General features: G+C 63.6%; 17 protein-coding genes and 1 pseudogene. 11 read left to right on the plus strand and 7 right to left on the minus strand.

The features are described 5' to 3' along the window. Positions 1–137 precede the first annotated feature (137 nt). The 5 genes from NKI15_RS04210 to NKI15_RS04230 all read left to right on the plus strand — a co-directional run bounded on the left by NKI15_RS04210 (position 138) and on the right by NKI15_RS04230 (position 6,701). On the plus strand, positions 138–1,418 hold the full coding sequence (locus tag NKI15_RS04210) for an acetylornithine deacetylase/succinyl-diaminopimelate desuccinylase family protein (protein ID WP_023746808.1): 1,281 nt from the start codon (positions 138–140) through the stop codon (positions 1,416–1,418). A 121-nt stretch (positions 1,419–1,539) separates the two neighbouring features. Then, positions 1,540–3,015, plus strand: coding sequence for an ABC transporter substrate-binding protein (locus tag NKI15_RS04215; RefSeq protein WP_352514120.1), 1,476 nt, complete (start codon positions 1,540–1,542; stop codon positions 3,013–3,015). 253 nt (positions 3,016–3,268) lie between these two features. Further along, on the plus strand, positions 3,269–4,216 hold the full coding sequence (locus NKI15_RS04220) for an ABC transporter permease (RefSeq protein WP_352885788.1): 948 nt from the start codon (positions 3,269–3,271) through the stop codon (positions 4,214–4,216). Then, positions 4,213–5,082 carry an ABC transporter permease gene (locus NKI15_RS04225; protein WP_023733741.1) on the plus strand — a complete coding sequence of 290 codons (870 nt, stop codon included), beginning with the start codon at positions 4,213–4,215 and terminating at the stop codon, positions 5,080–5,082. Before NKI15_RS04220 ends, NKI15_RS04225 begins: the two co-directional genes overlap by 4 nt. Further along, complete coding sequence (locus NKI15_RS04230; protein ID WP_023670432.1) at positions 5,079–6,701, plus strand: ABC transporter ATP-binding protein; 1,623 nt, start codon at positions 5,079–5,081, stop codon at positions 6,699–6,701. The genes NKI15_RS04225 and NKI15_RS04230 overlap by 4 nt, the downstream gene beginning before the upstream one ends. Before the next feature lie 115 nt (positions 6,702–6,816). On the opposite strand, the gene NKI15_RS04235 is transcribed toward NKI15_RS04230, so the two are convergent. After that, a complete protein-coding gene (locus NKI15_RS04235) occupies positions 6,817–7,248 on the minus strand; it encodes a TerB family tellurite resistance protein (RefSeq protein WP_023691035.1) in 432 nt (143 codons plus the stop codon). A 195-nt stretch (positions 7,249–7,443) separates the two neighbouring features. On the opposite strand from NKI15_RS04235, the gene NKI15_RS04240 reads away from it, so the two are divergent. The 3 genes and pseudogenes from NKI15_RS04240 to NKI15_RS04250 all read left to right on the plus strand — a co-directional run. Further along, positions 7,444–8,229 (plus strand): TSUP family transporter, encoded by a 786-nt coding sequence (locus NKI15_RS04240; protein WP_023681754.1) that lies wholly within the window; start codon positions 7,444–7,446, stop codon positions 8,227–8,229. 52 nt (positions 8,230–8,281) lie between these two features. Then, a complete protein-coding gene (locus NKI15_RS04245; protein ID WP_023670429.1) occupies positions 8,282–8,452 on the plus strand; it encodes a hypothetical protein in 171 nt (56 codons plus the stop codon). Between the two features lie 99 nt (positions 8,453–8,551). Further along, positions 8,552–8,770, plus strand: a pseudogene (locus NKI15_RS04250) (AraC family transcriptional regulator); the annotation flags it as partial. Between the two features lie 107 nt (positions 8,771–8,877). Here NKI15_RS04250 and NKI15_RS04255 read toward each other — a convergent pair. Continuing rightward, complete coding sequence (locus NKI15_RS04255) at positions 8,878–10,353, minus strand: cobyric acid synthase (protein ID WP_352514121.1); 1,476 nt, start codon at positions 10,351–10,353, stop codon at positions 8,878–8,880. A 2-nt stretch (positions 10,354–10,355) separates the two neighbouring features. Further along, entirely contained in the window at positions 10,356–10,964 is a 609-nt protein-coding gene (locus NKI15_RS04260; RefSeq protein ID WP_352514122.1) for a dimethylsulfonioproprionate lyase family protein, read from the minus strand. Between the two features lie 149 nt (positions 10,965–11,113). Here NKI15_RS04260 and NKI15_RS04265 point away from each other — a divergent pair, with 149 nt between their 5' ends. The 3 genes from NKI15_RS04265 to mmsB all read left to right on the plus strand — a co-directional run bounded on the left by NKI15_RS04265 (position 11,114) and on the right by mmsB (position 13,641). Beyond that, a complete protein-coding gene (locus tag NKI15_RS04265) occupies positions 11,114–12,283 on the plus strand; it encodes an isobutyryl-CoA dehydrogenase (protein WP_023833830.1) in 1,170 nt (389 codons plus the stop codon). Between the two features lie 20 nt (positions 12,284–12,303). Then, entirely contained in the window at positions 12,304–12,672 is a 369-nt protein-coding gene (locus NKI15_RS04270) for a four helix bundle protein (RefSeq protein ID WP_023688137.1), read from the plus strand. Positions 12,673–12,756: 84 nt separating this feature from the next. Continuing rightward, positions 12,757–13,641: a 3-hydroxyisobutyrate dehydrogenase gene (mmsB, locus tag NKI15_RS04275; RefSeq protein ID WP_023688136.1), complete on the plus strand. Its 885-nt coding sequence runs from the start codon at positions 12,757–12,759 to the stop codon at positions 13,639–13,641. Between the two features lie 424 nt (positions 13,642–14,065). On the opposite strand, the gene NKI15_RS04280 is transcribed toward mmsB, so the two are convergent. The 4 genes from NKI15_RS04280 to NKI15_RS04295 all read right to left on the minus strand — a co-directional run bounded on the left by NKI15_RS04280 (position 14,066) and on the right by NKI15_RS04295 (position 18,977). Then, the gene (locus NKI15_RS04280; RefSeq protein ID WP_023706071.1) at positions 14,066–15,445 is read right to left on the minus strand and encodes an aspartate aminotransferase family protein; all 1,380 of its coding nucleotides are present in this window, start codon (positions 15,443–15,445) and stop codon (positions 14,066–14,068) included. A 52-nt stretch (positions 15,446–15,497) separates the two neighbouring features. Continuing rightward, positions 15,498–15,620, minus strand: a complete 123-nt coding sequence (locus tag NKI15_RS04285; RefSeq protein WP_023670422.1) for a hypothetical protein — start codon at positions 15,618–15,620, stop codon at positions 15,498–15,500. Positions 15,621–15,652: 32 nt separating this feature from the next. After that, positions 15,653–17,722, minus strand: a complete 2,070-nt coding sequence (locus NKI15_RS04290; RefSeq protein WP_023823065.1) for a prolyl oligopeptidase family serine peptidase — start codon at positions 17,720–17,722, stop codon at positions 15,653–15,655. Between the two features lie 97 nt (positions 17,723–17,819). Next, complete coding sequence (locus NKI15_RS04295) at positions 17,820–18,977, minus strand: MFS transporter (RefSeq protein WP_352885790.1); 1,158 nt, start codon at positions 18,975–18,977, stop codon at positions 17,820–17,822. Between the last annotated feature and the right edge of the window lies 1 nt (position 18,978).

Here is an 18,978-nt window from a genome sequence, read left to right on the forward strand (position 1 = left end):
CACTCCTTGATAAATTCGCCAATCTAAAGCAGCGAATTTGAACGATTTTCCCGCCGTAGTTGCCGCTGCGACACGAAGTTTCGGCGCCAGTGGCGCGATGCTTGCAAAACCACCCCCTTGCCTGCTCAAATCCGGGAATGAACGAACGACTCTTCAAAGCGATAGACGCCCGTGTTGATGACTTGGTCGCACTGACCGCCGACCTGATCCGCTTCCCGACCATCAACCCGCCTGGCGAAGCCTATCGCCCCTGCGTCGAATATATAGGTGCGCGCCTAGGCAGGCTTGGCTTCGAAACCGAATTCATCCGCGCCGAAGGCACGCCCGGCGATACCGACCGCTATCCCCGCGTCAATGTCGTCGCCCGCTTCGACGGCCGCTCGCCTGGGGCCTGCGTCCATTTCAACTCGCACATCGATGTGGTCGAAGCCGGCGAGGGCTGGAGCGTCGATCCCTTTGCCGGCGTGGTGAAGGACGGCAAGGTCTACGGGCGCGGCGCCTGCGACATGAAAGGGGGCATGGCCGCCTCGATCATCGCGGCGGAAGCCTTCATGGAGGTATTCCCCGACTTTCCTGGCGCCATCGAAATCTCCGGCACCGTCGATGAAGAGTCCGGCGGCTTCGGCGGCGTCGCCCATCTGGCGAAGCTTGGCTATTTCTCGAAACCCAAGGTCGACCACGTCATCATCCCCGAGCCGCTGAACAAGGACCGCATCTGTCTTGGCCATCGCGGCGTCTGGTGGGCGGAGATCGAGACCAAGGGCGAGATCGCGCATGGCTCGATGCCGTTCCTCGGCGACAATGCCGTGCGCCACATGGGCGCCGTGCTGCAGGCCTTCGAGGATGAACTGTTTCCGGCGCTCGATCGCAAGGTGACGCGCATGCCTGTCGTGCCCGAAGGCGCAAAGCGCTCGACCATGAACATCAACTCGATCCATGGCGGCCAGACTGAGGATTTCCGCCCCGGCCTGCCCTCACCCAACGTGCCCGACGCCTGCCGGCTGACCATCGATCGCCGCTTCCTGCTCGAGGAGGACCTTGCCACGGTCAAGAGCGAGGTGACCGATATCCTCGACCGGCTGAAGCGCGAGCGCAAAAAGTTCGATTACGAGATTCGCGACCTGATGGAGGTGCTGCCGCTGATGACCGAGCGCGATGCGCCGGTGGTCAAGGCGGTGGCGCAAGGCATCATGGCGATCTTCGCCCGCGAGCCGGATTATGTCATTTCACCAGGCACTTACGACCAGAAGCACATCGCCCGCATCGGCCACATCTATGATTGCATCGCCTATGGCCCGGGCATTTTGAACCTCGCCCACCGGCCCGACGAATGGGTCGGTATCTCTGATATGGTGGAGTCGGCCAAGGTGATGGCGATCGGGCTCAATGTGCTGCTCAGGGGCACGGCCGCGGGCTGAACCATCGACTTCGCTGAAAAAACATTCCTCCCCGCGCCGCTGCAGAGCACGAAACGCAATTTACTCCACCTCGAAATCACGCTTCTATCGCACTAGGGTTCGAGCATTTGGGAGTTGCACGATGAAATTGTGGAAAACCATTCTTGCCGCCGCGGTGCTGGCACTGGCCGGCAGTCAGGCATTTGCCGCACGCACCGACCTGGTGATCGGCATTCCGCTCGAGCCGCCACATCTCGATCCGACCGCCGGTGCTGCCGCGGCGATCGACGAAGTGCTCTACGCCAACGTCTTCGAGGGCCTGACCCGCATCGGCCCGAATGGCGAAGTGCTGCCCGACCTCGCCGAGAGCTGGGCCATTTCCGACGACGGCAAGGTCTACACCTTCAAGCTGCGCACCGGCGTCAAATTCCAGGACGGCAGCGATTTCGACGCCGGCGACGTGAAGTTCTCGCTCGACCGCGCCCGTGCCGACAATTCCGTAAACGCGCAAAAGGCCCTGTTCGCCGCCATCGATACGGTCGAAGTCGTCGATCCGACAACGGTCAAGGTGACGCTGAAGAACCCGCAGGGGTCGTTCCTCTACAATCTGGGCTGGGGCGACGCGGTGATCGTGGCGCCCGAGAGCGCCGACACCAACAAGGAAAAGCCCATCGGCACCGGCCCGTTCAAATTCCAGAGCTGGGCCAAGGGCTCGTCGATCACGCTGGTGAAATCGGACACTTACTGGGGCGCCCCGGTGTTCCTCGACAAGGCCGAGTTCCGCATCGTTCCCGACGCCGCTGCCGCCGTGCCGGCGCTGCTCTCCGGCGACATCCAGGCTTTCCCTTTCTTCGATCCCGACAGCGTCGCGCAGGTCAAGGACGATCCGCGCTTCAAGGTGGTGATCGGCTCGACTGAGGGCGAGACCATTCTGGCGATCAACAACAAGAAGCCGCCTTTCGACAAGCTCGAGGTGCGGCAGGCAATTGCCTTCGCGCTCGACCGCAAGGCGATCATCGACGGCGCCTCGGCCGGCCTCGGCGTGCCGATCGGCTCGCACATGTCGCCCGCCAGCAAGGCCTATGTCGACCTCACCGGCCTGTACCCGCACAATGTCGACAAGGCCAAGGAGCTGCTGAAGCAAGCCGGCTTCGAAAACGGCATCAAGGCGACGCTGAAACTGCCGCCGCCTTCCTATGCACGGCTTGGCGGCGAGATCATCGCCTCGCAGCTGCGCGATGTCGGCATCGACCTGGAAATCATTCCGGTCGAATGGGCGCAGTGGCTGGATCAGGTGTTCACCAAGAAGGATTACGACCTGACCATCGTCTCCCACACCGAGCCCAACGACATCGATATCTACTCGCGCAAGGACTACTACTTCAACTACGACAACCCCGCCTTCGACAAGATCATCGCCGAGCTGAACCTCACCTCCGACGACGCCAAGCGCAACACGCGGCTCGGCGAAGCACAGAAGATCCTGGCCGACGACGCCGTGGTGGGGTTCCTCTATGAACTGCCGAAGGTCGGCGTCTGGGACGCCAAGCTGCAGGGCCTGTGGGAAAACGCCCCGATCCAGGCGAATGACCTGACCAAGGTGAAGTGGGCGAATTGAGGCGGCGCCCGACAGGCAACAGTGTGCATTCCTTCACACCCCCCACTGTGCTACCGGACATCTCCCCCTCAAGGGGGGAGATTGCGCTCTCATCTCTGCTTTCGCCAATTGCCAGCGCCGCAAAGGAAAGCCCGGCGCTGAAACTGCTGATCTCCCCCCTTGAGGGGGAGATGTCCGGCAGGACAGAGGGGGGTGTGACAGAACGCTGCCTTTGCTCAGTCATCGCACTTGGCAACGCACCATTCCCTCCACCATGACCGCCTACCTCCTCCAACGCCTCGCCATTGCCATCGCCACCTTGATCCTGGCCTCGATGGTCGTCTTCACCGTGCTCGAAATCCTGCCCGGCGATCCGGCGCGGCTGATGCTTGGCCTCAACGCCAGCGCCGAGCAGGTCGAACTCCTGCGCAACCAGATGGGCCTCAACGCGCCGCTTTTCCTGCGCTACCTCCACTGGGTCGGCGGTCTGCTCAGCCTCGATTTCGGCCGCTCCTACACTTATTCGGTGCCGGTCATCGACCTTGTCCGCGAACGCATGGCGGTTTCCCTGCCGCTGGCGCTGATCGCGCTGGCGCTCTCTACCGTCATCGCCATTCCCGTCGGGCTCTTTTCCGCCAGCCGGCGCGGCCGGGCCGGCGATACGATCGCCATGGGCGCCGCCCAGCTTGGCGTTGCCATCCCGAACTTCTGGTTCGCGCTGATGTTGATCTACCTCTTTGCCGTCTGGCTGCGGCTGGTGCCGGCCGGCGGCTTTCCCAGCTGGAGCGCCGGTGTCTGGCCGGCGCTGAAATCGCTGCTGCTGCCGGCCGTAGCACTTGCGCTGCCGCAGGCGGCGATCTTGGCGCGCGTTGCCCGCTCCGCGCTGCTCGAGGTGCTGAACGAGGATTATATCCGCACCGCCCGCGCCAAGGGCCTGCCCTATCGTGCCGTACTATGGCGGCACGCGCTGCGCAACGCGATGATCCCGGTTCTGACCATTCTGGGCCTGCAATTCGCCTTCCTGCTCGCCGGCACCATCATCATCGAGAACGTCTTTTATCTCCCCGGCCTCGGACGGCTGGTGTTCCAGGCGATCACTCAGCGCGACCTGATCGTCGTCGAAAGCATCGTCATGCTGCTGGTCGTCGCCGTCATTGCCGTTAACCTCGTCGTCGACGTCTCCTACGCCATCGTCGATCCGCGCCTTCGAGGCCGGCAATGACGCTGCACATCGACATCCCGCAGGAGACGTTGGGCAGCATTCTGGCCAAGGCCTTCCGCAACCGCTCCTTCCTCATCGGCTTCGCCATCACGGTGCTGGTGGCTGCAATAGCGGTCATCTCCTACGTCTGGACGCCCTACGACGTGACCAAACTGGTGATCTCGGACAAGACGCTCGCGCCCTCTGCGGCGCACTGGTTCGGCACCGATCATTTCGGCCGCGACATCCTGTCGATGATCATGGTCGGCGCCCGCAACTCGATCGCCGTGGCGCTGGTCGCGGTCGGCATCGGCATGGGCGTCGGCGTGCCGCTCGGCGCCTTCGCCGCGGCGCGCGGCGGGTTGGTCGACGAGGCGCTGATGCGGCTGAACGACCTCGTCTTCGCCTTCCCGGCGCTGCTGTCGGCGATCATGATCACCGCCATCTTCGGACCGGGCGCGATCAACGCCATCATCGCCATCGGCATCTTCAACATCCCGGTGTTTGCGCGCGTCGCCCGCGCCGGCGCGCTGGCGATCTGGCCACGCGAGTTCATTCTCGCCGCGCGCGCCGCCGGCAAGAGCAAGACGCAGATTACAATCGAGCACGTGCTGCCCAACATCGCCACGCTGCTTCTGGTGCAAGGCACCATCCAGTTCGCGCTCGGCATTTTGGCCGAAGCCGGTCTCTCCTATGTCGGCCTCGGCGCCCAGCCGCCAATGCCGAGCTGGGGCCGCATGCTGTTCGACGCGCAGACGCGCATGGTGGTGGCGCCGTGGATGGCGATCTTCCCCGGCATGGCCATTGTCGTCACCGTGCTTGGGCTCAATCTGCTCGGCGACGGCATCGCCGACATACTCGACCCGAAATCGCGGCGGCAGCGATGAGCCTGCTGCAGATCGAGAACCTGTCGCTGGCCGTCGGCGACACGCCGATCCTGAAAGGGGTCGAGCTCTCCGTCGCGCCCGGCGAGGTGATGGGCCTGGTCGGCGAATCCGGTTCCGGCAAATCGATGACGGCGCTGACCATCATGCAGCTTCTGCCGCATGCGGCGCGCGCCACCGGCCGCGTGACCTTCGACGGCATCGATATTCTGGCCGCAACCGAGGACCAGATGTGCGCGCTGCGCGGCGACGACATCGGCATGGTGTTCCAGGAGCCGATGACGGCGCTCAACCCCGTCAAGACCATCGGCGAGCAGGTCGCCGAAGGCATACGCTGGCACACTAGGGCAAGCCGTGCCGACGCCGAAGACCGCGCGCGCAAAATGCTCGACCGCGTCGGCCTGCCGGAGGCCAAATTCCCGCTGTCGCGCTATCCGCACGAACTGTCGGGCGGCCAGCGCCAGCGCGTCGTCATCGCCATTGCCTGCGCATTGAAACCCAAGCTGCTCATCGCCGACGAGCCGACCACGGCGCTCGACGTGGTGCTGCAGGCGCAGATCCTCGACCTCTTGCGCGGCCTTGTCAGCGAAAACCGAATGGGCCTGCTGTTGATCTCGCACGATCTCGCGGTCGTCACCGAAATGGCCGACCGCATCACCATTCTGCGCCATGGCGAGGTGATGGAAGCCGGCGACACCGCACGCACGCTGTCGGAACAGCTGCATCCCTACACGCGCCAGCTGGCGCTGGCCTCCATGCACGTGCCCGCGCGCGCCAAGGTTCACGCCGCCGGCCAGGGCAAACCGCTGCTTGAGGTCGAAGGCGTGACACGGGACTATCCGGGCCGGCGCACCTCCCTGTTCAAGTCAGCGGCTCCGATCCGCGCCGTCGACGACGTGTCCTTGTCGCTGGCGCCGGGCCAATCGGTGGCGCTGGTCGGCCGCTCCGGCTGCGGCAAGTCAACGCTTGCCCGCATGATCCTGGCGCTCGACAAATCGACATCGGGAACGATCCGCTTTCGCGGCGAGACCATAACCGGCAAAAGCGAGGCGGAGCTCAAAGCCGCGCGGCGCGACATGCAGGTCGTGTTCCAGGATCCCTACGGCTCTTTCGACCCGCGCCAGAAGGTCGTAAAACTGGTCGCCGAGCCGCTGCATGTACTGGAGACGAAGCCGACACCGGCCGAGCGGCGCGAGATGGTGGCGCATGCGCTGCACGAGGTCGGCCTCGGCACCAGCGACATGGACAAATATCCGCATGAGTTTTCCGGCGGCCAGCGCCAGCGCCTGTCGATCGCCCGCGCCATCATCACTAGGCCGAAGCTGGTCGTCGCCGACGAGCCGGTCTCGGCGCTCGACGTCTCGATCCGCGCCCAGATCCTCGATCTGTTCGCAGAGCTCAACCAGAAGCTCGGCATCGGCTATCTCTTCATCACCCACGATTTGACCGTCGCCCGCGCCATCACCGATGAGGTGCTGGTCATGCATGACGGCAGGATCGTCGAGCGCGGCAAGACCGGCGACGTGCTCGATCATCCGCAGTCGGAGGCGGCCAGGGCGCTGGTCGCGGCTGCGCCCGATCTGCATCGGGCGATCGCTCACCGTATGCAGGAACAGGGGTAAGTGACCGGTTCGCGCAGCGAATTCATCGTGCCAGTGGCACGATGAAAGGTCACAAACGCTGGGACGCTGCGAAGCAGCGGGGACCCGGCTGGGCGGCCGTTGCCCCTGGTCTGCCTCACTCCTCCGGCTTCACCACATCGACCGGGCTGATGTCGAGCAAATCGAGCGTGCGGCGCAACAGCCGCACTTCGCTCTCGGCCAGTTTGGAATCGGCTTTGGCGATCTCCGCCATGTGGAGCGCCAGCAACTTGCGCCGTTCGACATCGAGATCGCGGAACAGCGCCATGGCTTGCGAACCGTTGGTCTCGTAGCCGAAATCATTGAGATATTCGATGACCGCGTCGATGCTGGTTTCCGGGATGCCGAAGGCGTCCTTGCAGATGCGCCGGAAGGCGACCATTTCGCTCTCCGAAACCGAGCCGTCGGCCAGGATCATGCGAAACAGCATCAAGAGTTCCGCCGACAGCACGGGGTCGTCGGCAACCTTGCGCACGCCGGGGTCACCATCGAAGATCGAGCGTATCTGGTCGAGCAATGCCATCGCCAACAGTGTCCCTTTCCCGAGCCCGCCCAGCGCACATGACCCAAAACTGCTAGCGGTACTGAGATAATGACATGCACCACAGGAAATCCAAGCGCAACGCGCTTGGATGGACGTAGCGCGGAATCGGCCTTGCGCAAACCGGATGGCCATGAGAAGGCGCGGCACCACCTTTCCCGCCGGAATGTTCAGAAAATCCCGATGCTCGACCTCGCTACCCAGACCGTCATCATGCTTGCCTTCGCCGCCTTTGCAGCCGGCTTTGTCGATTCGATAGCCGGCGGCGGCGGGCTGATCACCATCCCGGCCCTGCTGCTTGCCGGCTTCCCGCCGGTCGCAGCACTTGGAACCAACAAGCTGCAGGGCATTTTCGGCACCGCTTCGGCGACCATCCACTACGCCATGAATGGCCATGTCGATCTGCGCCGACAGCTGCCATCGGCGCTTCTGGCCCTTGCCGGCAGTGCCGTCGGCGCCTTGCTGGCGGCATTCGTGCCGGGTGATCTCCTGCGGGCGCTGCTGCCGCTGCTTTTAATCGCCATCGCGATCTACTTCGCCGTGAAACCCAACATGAACGATGTCGACCGCGCCGAGCGCCTGTCGCCCTTCCTGTTCGGGCTGGTCATCGCCCCTTTGGTCGGCTTCTATGACGGGCTGTTCGGGCCGGGAGCCGGCTCCTTCTACATGCTGGCCTTCGTCAGCCTCGCCGGCTTCGGCGTGCTCAAGGCCACGGCACACACCAAGCTGCTCAATTTCGCCTCCAACATTGGCGGTTTCATCGTCTTTGCCGTCGCCGGCGTCGTCTACTGGAAGATCGGGCTGATGATGGGCGTCGCCCAGTTCCTCGGCGCCCGGCTCGGCGCCAGCCTTGCCATCCGCATCGGCGCCCGGCTGATCAAGCCGCTGCTGGTGATCATCTGCCTGGCTCTGGCGGTGAAGCTGCTGGCCGACCCGGCGAACCCATTGCGCCAGCTGATTGGTGTATAAGCCTCACGCCTGATAGAGTGCCGTTGTACGAATCATGTTGGAGGGACCACACATGAATCTTAGTGCACCCACTCAGCTTGTTTTCATCATATCCCTTGTCATCGCCATCATCGGCGTGCTCGCCGCGCTCGGCGTTCTTGCGTTCATTCCTCTGGCTGCGGTGTGGATTGTCCTCATCGCATACATCGTGCTTGCCGCCGCCTGCCTGATGCGCGGCGCCTAGGCGCCCGCGACTTCTGCAATTCGAAGCGCCCGGTCAAAAGCCGGGCGCTTTTGCTTTGGATGCATGGTCCGTTAGGCTCTTCCGCGCGGAAGGATGACCATGTCCGGCGAGACGGAGCGCCACGATCAACAGCACCGCCCGGTAGCCGACCGGTTCGAGATGGTGCGGCGCGCGCCGGGCCTGCGGCTGCAGAACGCGGTCACCGACATTTGTGGCTATCGCGAAACGGCGCCCGGCCATTTTCGCAATGTCGAATACGCCTCGCTCACCGTCCCGCTGGTGATCAGTTTCGCAGAATCCTTCGCCATCGGCCTTGGTCCTTCAGCGCCGCGTCGAAGGTCGGCGAAAGCGCCCGAACTTCGACATCCACGGAGTGGAAATGAAGCGGACGCGCAGACCCGAGGATGGCGAAACGGTGGACGGTCCTACCTTGCTAACCCAAAAATCGCATCGCACTCAAGATGGCGCTCCAGCTCGGTGGCGATCTCGTCCAGCGCTTTTTCCACGTCCGCGCGATAGTCGATGCCGCCGCCTTTCACGCCGAGGCTTTCCAGGAATCTCGCCCGGAAAGCGTCGGCGGAAAACAGGCCGTGCAGATAGGTGCCAAAAACCTTGCCGTCGGCGGAAATCGCACCGTCGTCGATGCCGTTGATCACAGCCGACGGCCGCGCCATGTCCGGCCCGGTGGTGCGGCCGAGATGAATTTCGTAGCCCTCGAGCGCCAGGCCGAACGGCGCTGAGCGGGCGCTGACATTGCGCACCGTCTTTTCCGGCTCCATCACCGTCTCGATGTCGAGCAGGCCGAGTCCCTCGGCCTCGGTGACGCTGCCCTCGATGCGATCGGGATCGCGCACCAGGCGGCCGAGCATCTGGAAACCGCCGCAAATGCCGACGATATGGCCGCCGCGTTTGCGGTGCGCGAGGAGATCGCGATCCCAGCCATTCTCGCGGAATTTCATGAGATCCCCGATCGTCGATTTGGAACCGGGAATGACCACCAGGCCGGCATCCTCCGGCAAGCGCTGCCCCGGCGGCACGAACACCACTTCGACCTGCGGCTCGGCCTTGAGCGGATCGAGGTCGTCGAAATTGGCGATGCGGCCAAGCATCGGCACGGCGACCTTCAACGCCCGCTTCTCGCCCGATGCCAGGCGTTCGAGCACGACCGAATCCTCCGAAGGCAATCGCGCCGCCGCCTTCAGCCACGGCACGACGCCAAAGCAGCGCCAGCCGGTGAAGCTTTCGATCGACCGGATGCCGTCGTCGAACAGCGAGACATCGCCGCGGAACTTATTGATGAGGTAGCCGACGATCATGCGCCTGTCTTCCTCCGGCAGGATCAGATGCGTGCCGGCGACCGAAGCGATGACGCCACCGCGGTCGATGTCGCCGACCAGAATCACCGGCACGTCGGCGCGTGTGGCAAAGCCCATATTGGCGATGTCGCGGCTGCGCAGGTTGATTTCGGCCGGCGATCCGGCGCCCTCGACGACGACCAGATCGGCGCCCTCACCGACCTTCGTCCAGGACTCCAGCACGGCGTCCATCAGCCCCGCTTTCATTGTCTGGTAGTCGCGCGCTCGCGCCTCGCCGAACACCTTGCCTTGCACGATCACCTGCGAACCGATGTCGCTCTGGGGTTTGAGCAGCACCGGATTCATATGCACGGTCGGCTGAACACCACACGCCAGCGCTTGCAGCCATTGCCCACGGCCAATCTCGCCGCCGCCGGGGCGGTTGTCGCCCGGAATGTCGGCGACGGCGGCATTGTTCGACATGTTCTGCGGCTTGAACGGCCTGACTTTCAGCCCGCGATTCCTGGCCGCGCGGCAGAGCCCCGCCACCAGCACCGTCTTGCCGACATCCGAACCCGTGCCTTGCAGCATGATCGCCTTGGCCATGCTCAGCCCCTGCCCTGCGCGCCGGAAACGGTCGATTTCTGCGCCAGCGGCCCGCCGCGCCAGATGTAGAGCGCCAGCAACGCTTCGCTGCCGGTGCGCATGGCATGGCTGACATTGGAGGCGTGATGGATAATTTCGCCCGCCTGGCGGGTGTGAAAGCCGCCTTCGCCCATGCGCCACTCGGTGCCGCCGGTCAGCGGAATGTAGATCTCCTCGGCAATGTGATGATGGTCGGGATAGGTGATGCCGGGCCCCAGGATCAGCAATCCGGCCGCGACCTCTTCATTGGCGAAATGGCCGCGCGTGCCAAACACCTCCAGCCAGCCGTAGTTCTGCAAGAACGCTTCACCAAAATCGCTCGCGTTGTAGGTCTGCCCCCAGCACAGATCGTCACGACGCTCCGCCAGCAGTTGCACCAGAGGCTGCGGGGCCGGCGGCGCCAGTTTGACAATGCGGTCGAGCAGACCAAGGCAAGGCAGCGGATGCGCTTCGAGCACGCGCGCCGTCATATTCCAGCCGATCCGGGTCACGGCGTCCCGCACCAGCGCGTTGTCCACGCCCCGGAGATAGGCATGGAAGCGGTCGAGCAATTCGTCGAAATATGTCGGCACGCAATGCTCCGTTGATCCATTCATGCACAGCGGCTGCGCGGCGAGCCGGGTTGCGCGGCGGCATCATTGGTCTAGATTGAGCGGCGCGCAAAGCCAAAAACAACAGGCCAGCAAGCCAACCCCAGCTGGGGAAACACAGGGAGCACGCCATGGACGCCGCGGTCGATGCGAGCACCAGTCAGTTCGAACTCAATGAGGAGCAGCGCGCCATCCAGGAGATGGCACAGGCCTTCGCCGCCGATCGCGTTGCGCCCAATGCGCTCGAATGGGACCGGGCAAGACACTTTCCCGCCGATGTAATCCGCGAGACCGGCCCGCTCGGCCTCGGCGGCATCTATGTCAGGGACGATGTCGGCGGCTCGGCGCTCGGCCGGCTCGACGCCGTGCTGATCTTCGAGGCACTGTCGCACGCCGATCCGGCGTTTTCCTCCTTCATCTCGATCCACAATATGGCGGCGTCGATGATCGACCGCTTCGGCGACGACGAGCAGCGCCAACGCTTCCTGCCGAAGCTGACCTCGATGGAATGGCTGGCGAGCTACTGCCTGACCGAGCCGGGCTCAGGCTCGGATGCCGCGGCGCTGAAGACGCGCGCGGTGAAGAGCGGCGACGACTATGTGCTTAACGGCGCCAAGCAGTTCATCTCCGGGGCCGGCGACAGCGACCTCTATGTCGTCATGGCGCGCACCGGCGCCGACGGGCCGAAGGGCATTTCCACCTTCGTCGTGCCGAAGGATGCGCCCGGCCTGTCCTTCGGCGCCAACGAGCACAAGATGGGCTGGCACATGCAGTCGACCCGCCAGGTGATCTTCGAGGACTGCAAGGTGCCGGCTGCAAACCTGCTGTCGGGGGAAGGCGCAGGTTTCGGCATCGCCATGGCCGGCCTTGACGGCGGCCGCCTCAATATCGCTGCCTGTTCGCTCGGCGGCGCGCAATCTGCGCTCGACAAGGCGCTGTCCTATACCGCCGAGCGCAAGGCTTTCGGCTCGAAGATCAACCAGTTCCAGGCGCTGCAGTTCAGGTTGGCCGACATGGAGACCGAATTGCAGGCAGCGCGGATCTTTCTCTACGCCGCCGCCTCGAAACTCGACCGCAAGGCGTCGGATGCCGGCAAATGGTCGGCCATGGCCAAGCGCTTCGTCACCGACATCGGCTTCAACGTCGCCAACGAGGCGCTGCAGCTGCATGGCGGTTATGGCTATCTTCATGATTACGGTATCGAAAAACTGGTGCGCGACCTGCGCGTCCACCAGATCCTCGAAGGCACCAACGAGATCATGCGCGTCATCATCGCGCGGGCGTTGATCGGACGGCAGTAGGCAGTAGGCAGTAGGCAAAGATGACCGGCAAGGTCAACTCGTACAAGGATCTTATCGTATGGCAGCAGGCGATGGATCTGGCTATCAGCACCTACTCATTGACCAAGACATGGCCCAAAGAGGAATTATATGGGCTGACCAGCCAAATCCGCCGTTCAGCAACCTCTATCCCTGCAAACATCGCGGAAGGCTATGGCCGAGACAACCGAGGCTCCTATCAGCAATTTCTCAGGATAGCCCAAGGCTCGCTTAAGGAGTTCGAGACACACCTCCAAATCGCTCAACGCATTGGCGTTGCCACGCATGGGCAAGCTGAGCACCTGCTTCTGGCGGCCGAGGCCATCGGAAAAATGCTTCGCCAACTTATTCTCAAACTCGCACCCGAATAGGTCGCCCTACTGCCTACTGCCTACTGCCTACTGCCTACTGCCTACTGCCTACTGCCTACTGCCTACTCATCATGGAGCACCACTATGACCACTGTCGCCTTCATCGGCTTGGGTAATATGGGCAATCCTATGGCCGCCAATCTGGTCAAGGCGGGTCATACGGTACATGGCTTCGACCTGATGCCGGAGAACCTGACCGTCGCGCGCGAGCATGGTGTCACCGTCATGGCTAATGCTGTTGCCGCGGTGAAGGACGTCGATGTCGTGATCACCATGCTTCCCGCCGGCAAGCACGTGCTCTCGGTCTACGAGGACATCGCACCCAAGGCCAAACCAGGCGCCCTGTTCATTGATTCCTCGACCATCGATGTCGAGTCGGCCCGCAAGGCGCATGCCGTAGCAAGGAAGCACGGGCTGCATTCGATCGACGCCCCCGTCTCCGGCGGCACCGGCGGTGCTGCTGCGGGAACGCTGACCTTCATGGCCGGCGGCGCCAAGGATGCCTTCGCCAAGGCCGAACCGGTCCTGAAGCCGATGGCAGGCCGCATCGTCCATTGCGGTGACGACGGCGCCGGTCAGGCAGCCAAAATCTGCAACAACATGATGCTCGGCATTTCGATGATCGGCGTCGCAGAGGCCTTCGTGCTGGCCGAAAAGCTCGGCCTCTCGCATCAGGCCCTGTTCGACGTTGCCTCGACTTCGTCGGGCCAGTGCTGGTCGCTGACCACCTATTGCCCGGTGCCGGGTCCCGTGCCGGCCTCACCCGCCAACCGCGACTACAAACCGGGCTTTGCCGCGGCACTCATGCTGAAGGACCTGAAACTGGCGCAGGAGGCGGCCCAAAGCGCCGGCGCGGTGACGCCAATGGGGGCCGAAGCGGCCCAGCTTTATGCGCTGTTCAACGCCCAGGGAAATGGCGGATCGGATTTTTCCGGCATCATAAATTTCCTTCGCGGCAGTTCTCTATAAGTTTCGAATTTGGCAGCGCTTTTCTCGATTTTTATTGCGCGGAAAAATTGCAAATTTAGATTTGCTTAAGCTCTCGATAACCCGGCGGTAACGATGTGCCTATATAACGGATAGCGAGGCGGACATATCGCATCCGCCCGGCGCTCCGGATCAGGTCTCGCGTACCGGAGCCCGTAAGTTTCGCAAGTGTATTGTTGGCGAAATGCCATGCGTATCTGGCAAAGCCGCGTTCCGATGGAGCGCGGTTTTTGCGTTTTGCAGTCCTATACTGTTCGATCTGAATTATATTCCGATTGCAGCGTTCGGAATTGCCTGATGGTCTTCATTGACCAGCACGATCGGTGCGCTGACCCCTTCGACCCTGACGATAAGCAGGCGCACAGTCCGGGCGCCCTGATTGCAAGGCGTCCGGCTGTCGTTCCATCTACTTCTTGCGCAAATCCGCTTGCGCCAGATCCAGCGCTTTGGCGATGCGATCGCAAGCCATGTCGATCGTCGCGCGGGTCCAGATCAGCGGCGGCGACAGGATCATCGTGTCGCCGGTGGCGCGCAGCATCAGGCCTTGCGCGATGGCGTGGTCGCGGACGGTGACGGCGGCACTGCCCGCCGGCAGGAAGCGCTCCTTGGTCGCCTTGTCCTTGACGATCTCGACCGCGCCCATCAGCCCGATCGATCGCACCTCGCCGACCAGTTCGTGGCCGGCAATGCGCTCCTGCAGCGCCTGGGCGAAGTAAGGTCCAGTGTCGTTCCTGACCCTGTCGACCAGGCCTTCTCGCTCCATGATCTCGAGATTCTTCAGCGCCACCGCGCAGGCCACCGGGTGACCCGAATAGGTATAGCCGTGGTAGAATTCGCCGCCCTTTTCGACCAGCGTCGCCGCGATACGGTCGCCGACCAGCAGCGCCGACAGCGGCTGATAGCCCGAGGTCAGTGCCTTGGCCGTGGTGATGGTGTCGGGCTCGATGCCGAAGGTCTGCGCCGCAAACCATTCGCCGGTGCGGCCATAGCCGGTGATGACCTCGTCCAGCATCAAAAGCACATCGTATTTGCGGCAGATGCGCTGCACTTCCGGCCAATAGCTCATCGGCGGTATTTTCACCCCGCCCGCTCCCATCACCGGCTCGCCGATGAAGGCAGCCACCTTGTCGGCGCCGGCCTCCAGAATGGCATCCTCGACCGCCTTGGCCGCGCGCAGGCCGAAATCATGGTCGCTTTCGCCAGGCAGCGCCAACTCATAGGCATAGGGCATCATCACATGGACGATGTTGGGAACCGCCCCGCCGAGCTGCTTGTGCATCAAATCCATGCCGCCGAGCGACGTGCCGGCGACGGTCGAGCCGTGATAGGCCGACTTGCGCGAGATGATGCGGTTCTTCTCCGGTTTGCCTTCCAGCACCCAATAGTGGCGCACGAGCCGCAGCGCCGTGTCGTTGGCCTCCGAGCCGGAGGAGCCGTAAAACACCTGGGCGATGCCCTTGGGCGCCAGCTCGGCCAGCTTCTTCGACAGCAGCACGGGCGTCGGCGTCGAGCATTTGAAGAAGGAATTATAGTAGGGCAATTCCTTCATCTGCGCGTAAGCGGCGTCGGCCAGCTCGTCGCGGCCATAGCCGACATTGACGCACCACAGCCCGGCCATGCCGTCGAGTATTTCGGTGCCGTCGGCATCGTAGATGAACGGGCCGTTGGCGTGGGTGATGATGCGCGAGCCGGTCTCGCGCAATTCCTTGTGGTCGGTGAAGGGATGCAGATGATGCGCGGCGTCAATCTGCTGAAGCTGCTTCAGCGAATAATTCTGGTAAGTCATGGGTTTGCTCTTTCCTCTGGAATCAAACCGGCAAGCTGCCGGGGCGACTTCGTCAGAGGACGGCGGGCGGCGAATAGCCGATGCGGGCGCACAGCCTGAGCAGTTCGGCGCGCAGCGTGCGCGGCGACGGTGTCACCGCGACCCCGAAGGCGCCGGATGTGCTCATGTAGACCATGGCGGCAGTCTATGCCGCCCGAGGCCCGGAATTCAAGCGGTGCCGCTCAATACCCTTTGCAGGAACACGTATTTCATGGCGGTTTGCGCCGCTTGCGGCCGGCGGTCGCCGCGACCGCCATGGCCGCCTTCCGTCTCCTCGAAGAACAACGTCTTGCCGTGACCTGCTTCCTGCAGCTTCGCCGCCATCTTGCGGGCGTGGCCGGGATGGACGCGGTCGTCGGCGGTCGATGTCGTGAGCAGCACCGGGGGATAGACGGCATCGGCCGAGACATGATGGTACGGCGAATAGGCGGCGAGCCACTTGGCTTCTTCCGGTTTTGCCGGATCGCCATATTCGCCGATCCACGAGGCGCCTGGCGGCAGTTCGGTGTAGCGCAGCATGTCGAGCAGCGGCACCTCGATGATGACGGCGCCGAACAGTTCGGGATGCTGCGTCAGGGAAACGCCGGTAAGCAGGCCGCCATTCGAGCCGCCCTGGATGCCGAGGGAAGCAGCCGTGGCTATGCCGCGCCTGACGACGTCCTGCGCCACCGCGGCGAAATCGTCGAAGGCAGTCTGGCGATTGCCCTTCAGCGCCGCCTGATGCCAGGCCGGCCCAAACTCGCCGCCGCCGCGAATGCAGGCCTGCACATAGGCATTGCCCTTCTCCAGCCACAGCCTGCCGCGCACGCCGGCATAGCCGGGCAGCAGCGGTATTTCGAAGCCGCCATAACCATAGAGAAGCGTCGGTACCGGACCCTTCTGGTCGCGCCGCCTGACGACGAAATACGGGATCATGGTGCCGTCCTTCGAGCGCGCCTCGAACTGTTCCGAGACCAGCGGCGCGGCGTCGAACCGCGCCGGCTGCGATTTCACGGTGGCCAGCGTCACCCCGTCATCGTCCGACCAGATGATCGAACTCGGCGTCAGGAAATCGGTGAAGGAGAAGGAGACGCTGGAACCGAAATGCTCGGCATGCGCGATGCCGACATTGCCGTTCTCGGGCAGCGCCACCGGCTTCAGCGACCAGCGGTCGCCGCTGCGCTCGGCGACAACGACCTTGCCGCGCACATTGTCCATCAGATTGATGAACAGCCGGTCCTGAGTGCGGGCAATGCCGGCGACCGAAACACGGTGCGCTGGCGCGAGCATGGTTTCAACAGGGCCCAGGTCGCCGGTGTCCATCCAGTGTTCGAAATCGAAGGAATAGAGGCCGTCCGGCAAGCACTCAGTGCCGCCCGGCGCCGTCCATGGGCTGCGCACCCCGAACACGAACCGGCCCTTGAACAGCGCGGTGTCGGTGACATCGTCCGGCAGCGGGATGCGCCGGTTTTCGCCCGACGGCAGGCGCAGAAAACTGTGCGAGGAGAAGAAGGCGATCGTGCGGGCCAGAAACAAATACTGCCTGTCGCCATCATGCTCGACCCCCGCGCCGGCCGCGAGATCCTGCTTCTCGGCCTCGAAGATCGGCGTCGCCTCCTCCAACCGGGTGCCGCGCTTCCACAGCTTGACGACGCGCGGATAACCGGACTGGGTCTTGTCGTCTTCATCGAAGGCAGCCGAGACAATGACCGTGTCCCTGTCCAGCCAGGAAAAGCCGGATTTCGAGGCGGGAGCGCGGAAGCCGCCCTCGATGAATGATTTGGTCTCGATGTCGAATTCGCGCATCTCGCTCGCATCGCCGCCATCCGGCGACATCGCCACCAGGCAAAGGTTGAAATCGGGGTAAAGGCGGCTGGCGCCGCTGAACACCCACTTCACCCCCTCCTTGGCCGACAGCACGTCGAAGTCGATGATCGTCTCCCACACAGGCTTCTCGGTCTTGTAGGAAGCAACCGTCGTGCGGCGCCAGAGGCCGAGCACATTGGTCTTGTCCTGCCAGAAATTATAGACTTGGCCGTTGAGCGCGGCACCGACCGCAATGTTGTCCTCGGCCGTCATCAGGTCGAGCGCCGTCTCGAAGGCCGCCTGGTAGGACGGATCGCCCTGTAGTTCGGCCACGGTGATCTGGTTCTGGCGATGCACCCAGTCGAGCGATTCCTTGCTGGTCCGGTCCTCCAGCCAGAGGAACTTGTCCTCCGCGGTGGCATCCGTCTGGCGTTTTGTCGTCGATTGGGTCACGCATGGTCTCCAGGCTAGTGGCGGGCAGCCCTGCCTACATCGCGTTGCAAGCGGTTTTATTCAAGATGGTACGTCAGGTCATCGGGGGAATGCGGCCTCAAACCATCCGCCGGCGCAGGACCGTGGCCACAGCCAGTGCCAGACAAATCGCGCCCAGCGTGATCGGCAGACCGGAGGCGCCGATCACATCCATGACGCCACCCGCCAGCGGCGGCACCACGATGCCGCCGATGCCCCACATCAGGGAGAAGGCGGCATTGCCGGCGACCAGCGCCGAGCCGGTAAAGCGCTCGCCGAGCTCGATGATCGACATGGTGTAGATGCCATAGGAGACCGCGCCCCAGATAAAGACGCAAGGCCAGATCAGCGGCGTCTCGATGAGCAGCGGCAACAGGGCGCAGCCCAGCACCGTCACCACGACGCAGATGAATCGCACCAGACGCGCCGTCAGCCGTTCCGCCAGCAAGCCGAGCGGCACCTGCATGGCGATGTTGCCTGCGATCATCACCGACAGCAGCGCCGACATGCGCGCTTCCGCGATGCCATAGTGCGTGCCGTAGACCGGCAGCAGCGCCAGCACGCCCTGTTCGAAACCGGCGGCAACGACCACCGCCGACAGCAATAGCCATGCCAGTGGCATGAAGCCCATGACCGAAACCCTGCGCCCGGCTTCGTCGACCTTCGGCAGTTGCGGCAGCACCAGCCCCAGGCAGGCGCCGCAGAAGATGAAGGCGGCGATCCCCACCAGGAATGGCGGCCATCCCACGGTGCCGACAACGAGCAGGCAGAGCGGCCCGGCAGCGAAGCCGGCCGAGATGATGGTTGAATAGACACCCATGACGCGACCGCGGCGCGATGGCGGCGCCAGTGCAATGACCCAGATTTCGCTCAAGACATAGAGCGGGTTGGTCACCACCCCGATCAAGAAGCGCAGCGGAAACCACAGATAGACATTCTGGGTCCAGCCGATCAGCGCAAGCACAATAGCCGAAAGCGCCGCGCAGGTAAGCGCGGTGCGCCCTGCCCCGAACCGGCGCGCCAGTGCCGGGATCAGCGGCGACGAGACAATGAAGCCGATCGGCGTCATTGCCGCCGAGAGCCCGATGATGGCCGGCGAAACGCCTTGGCGTTGCAGAATGAAGCTCAGCAGCGGATAGGACAGGCCTTGCGCGATGGCGAACACCGAGACGGTCGCGATCACGCCGCTGATCGCCGCCCACTGCATCTTCTCGTTGTCAGCTTCCGCCAGGTTCATC

This window comes from Mesorhizobium sp. M0862 (assembly GCF_040319795.1).
In the GTDB taxonomy this organism is placed as follows: Bacteria; Pseudomonadota; Alphaproteobacteria; order Rhizobiales; family Rhizobiaceae; genus Mesorhizobium.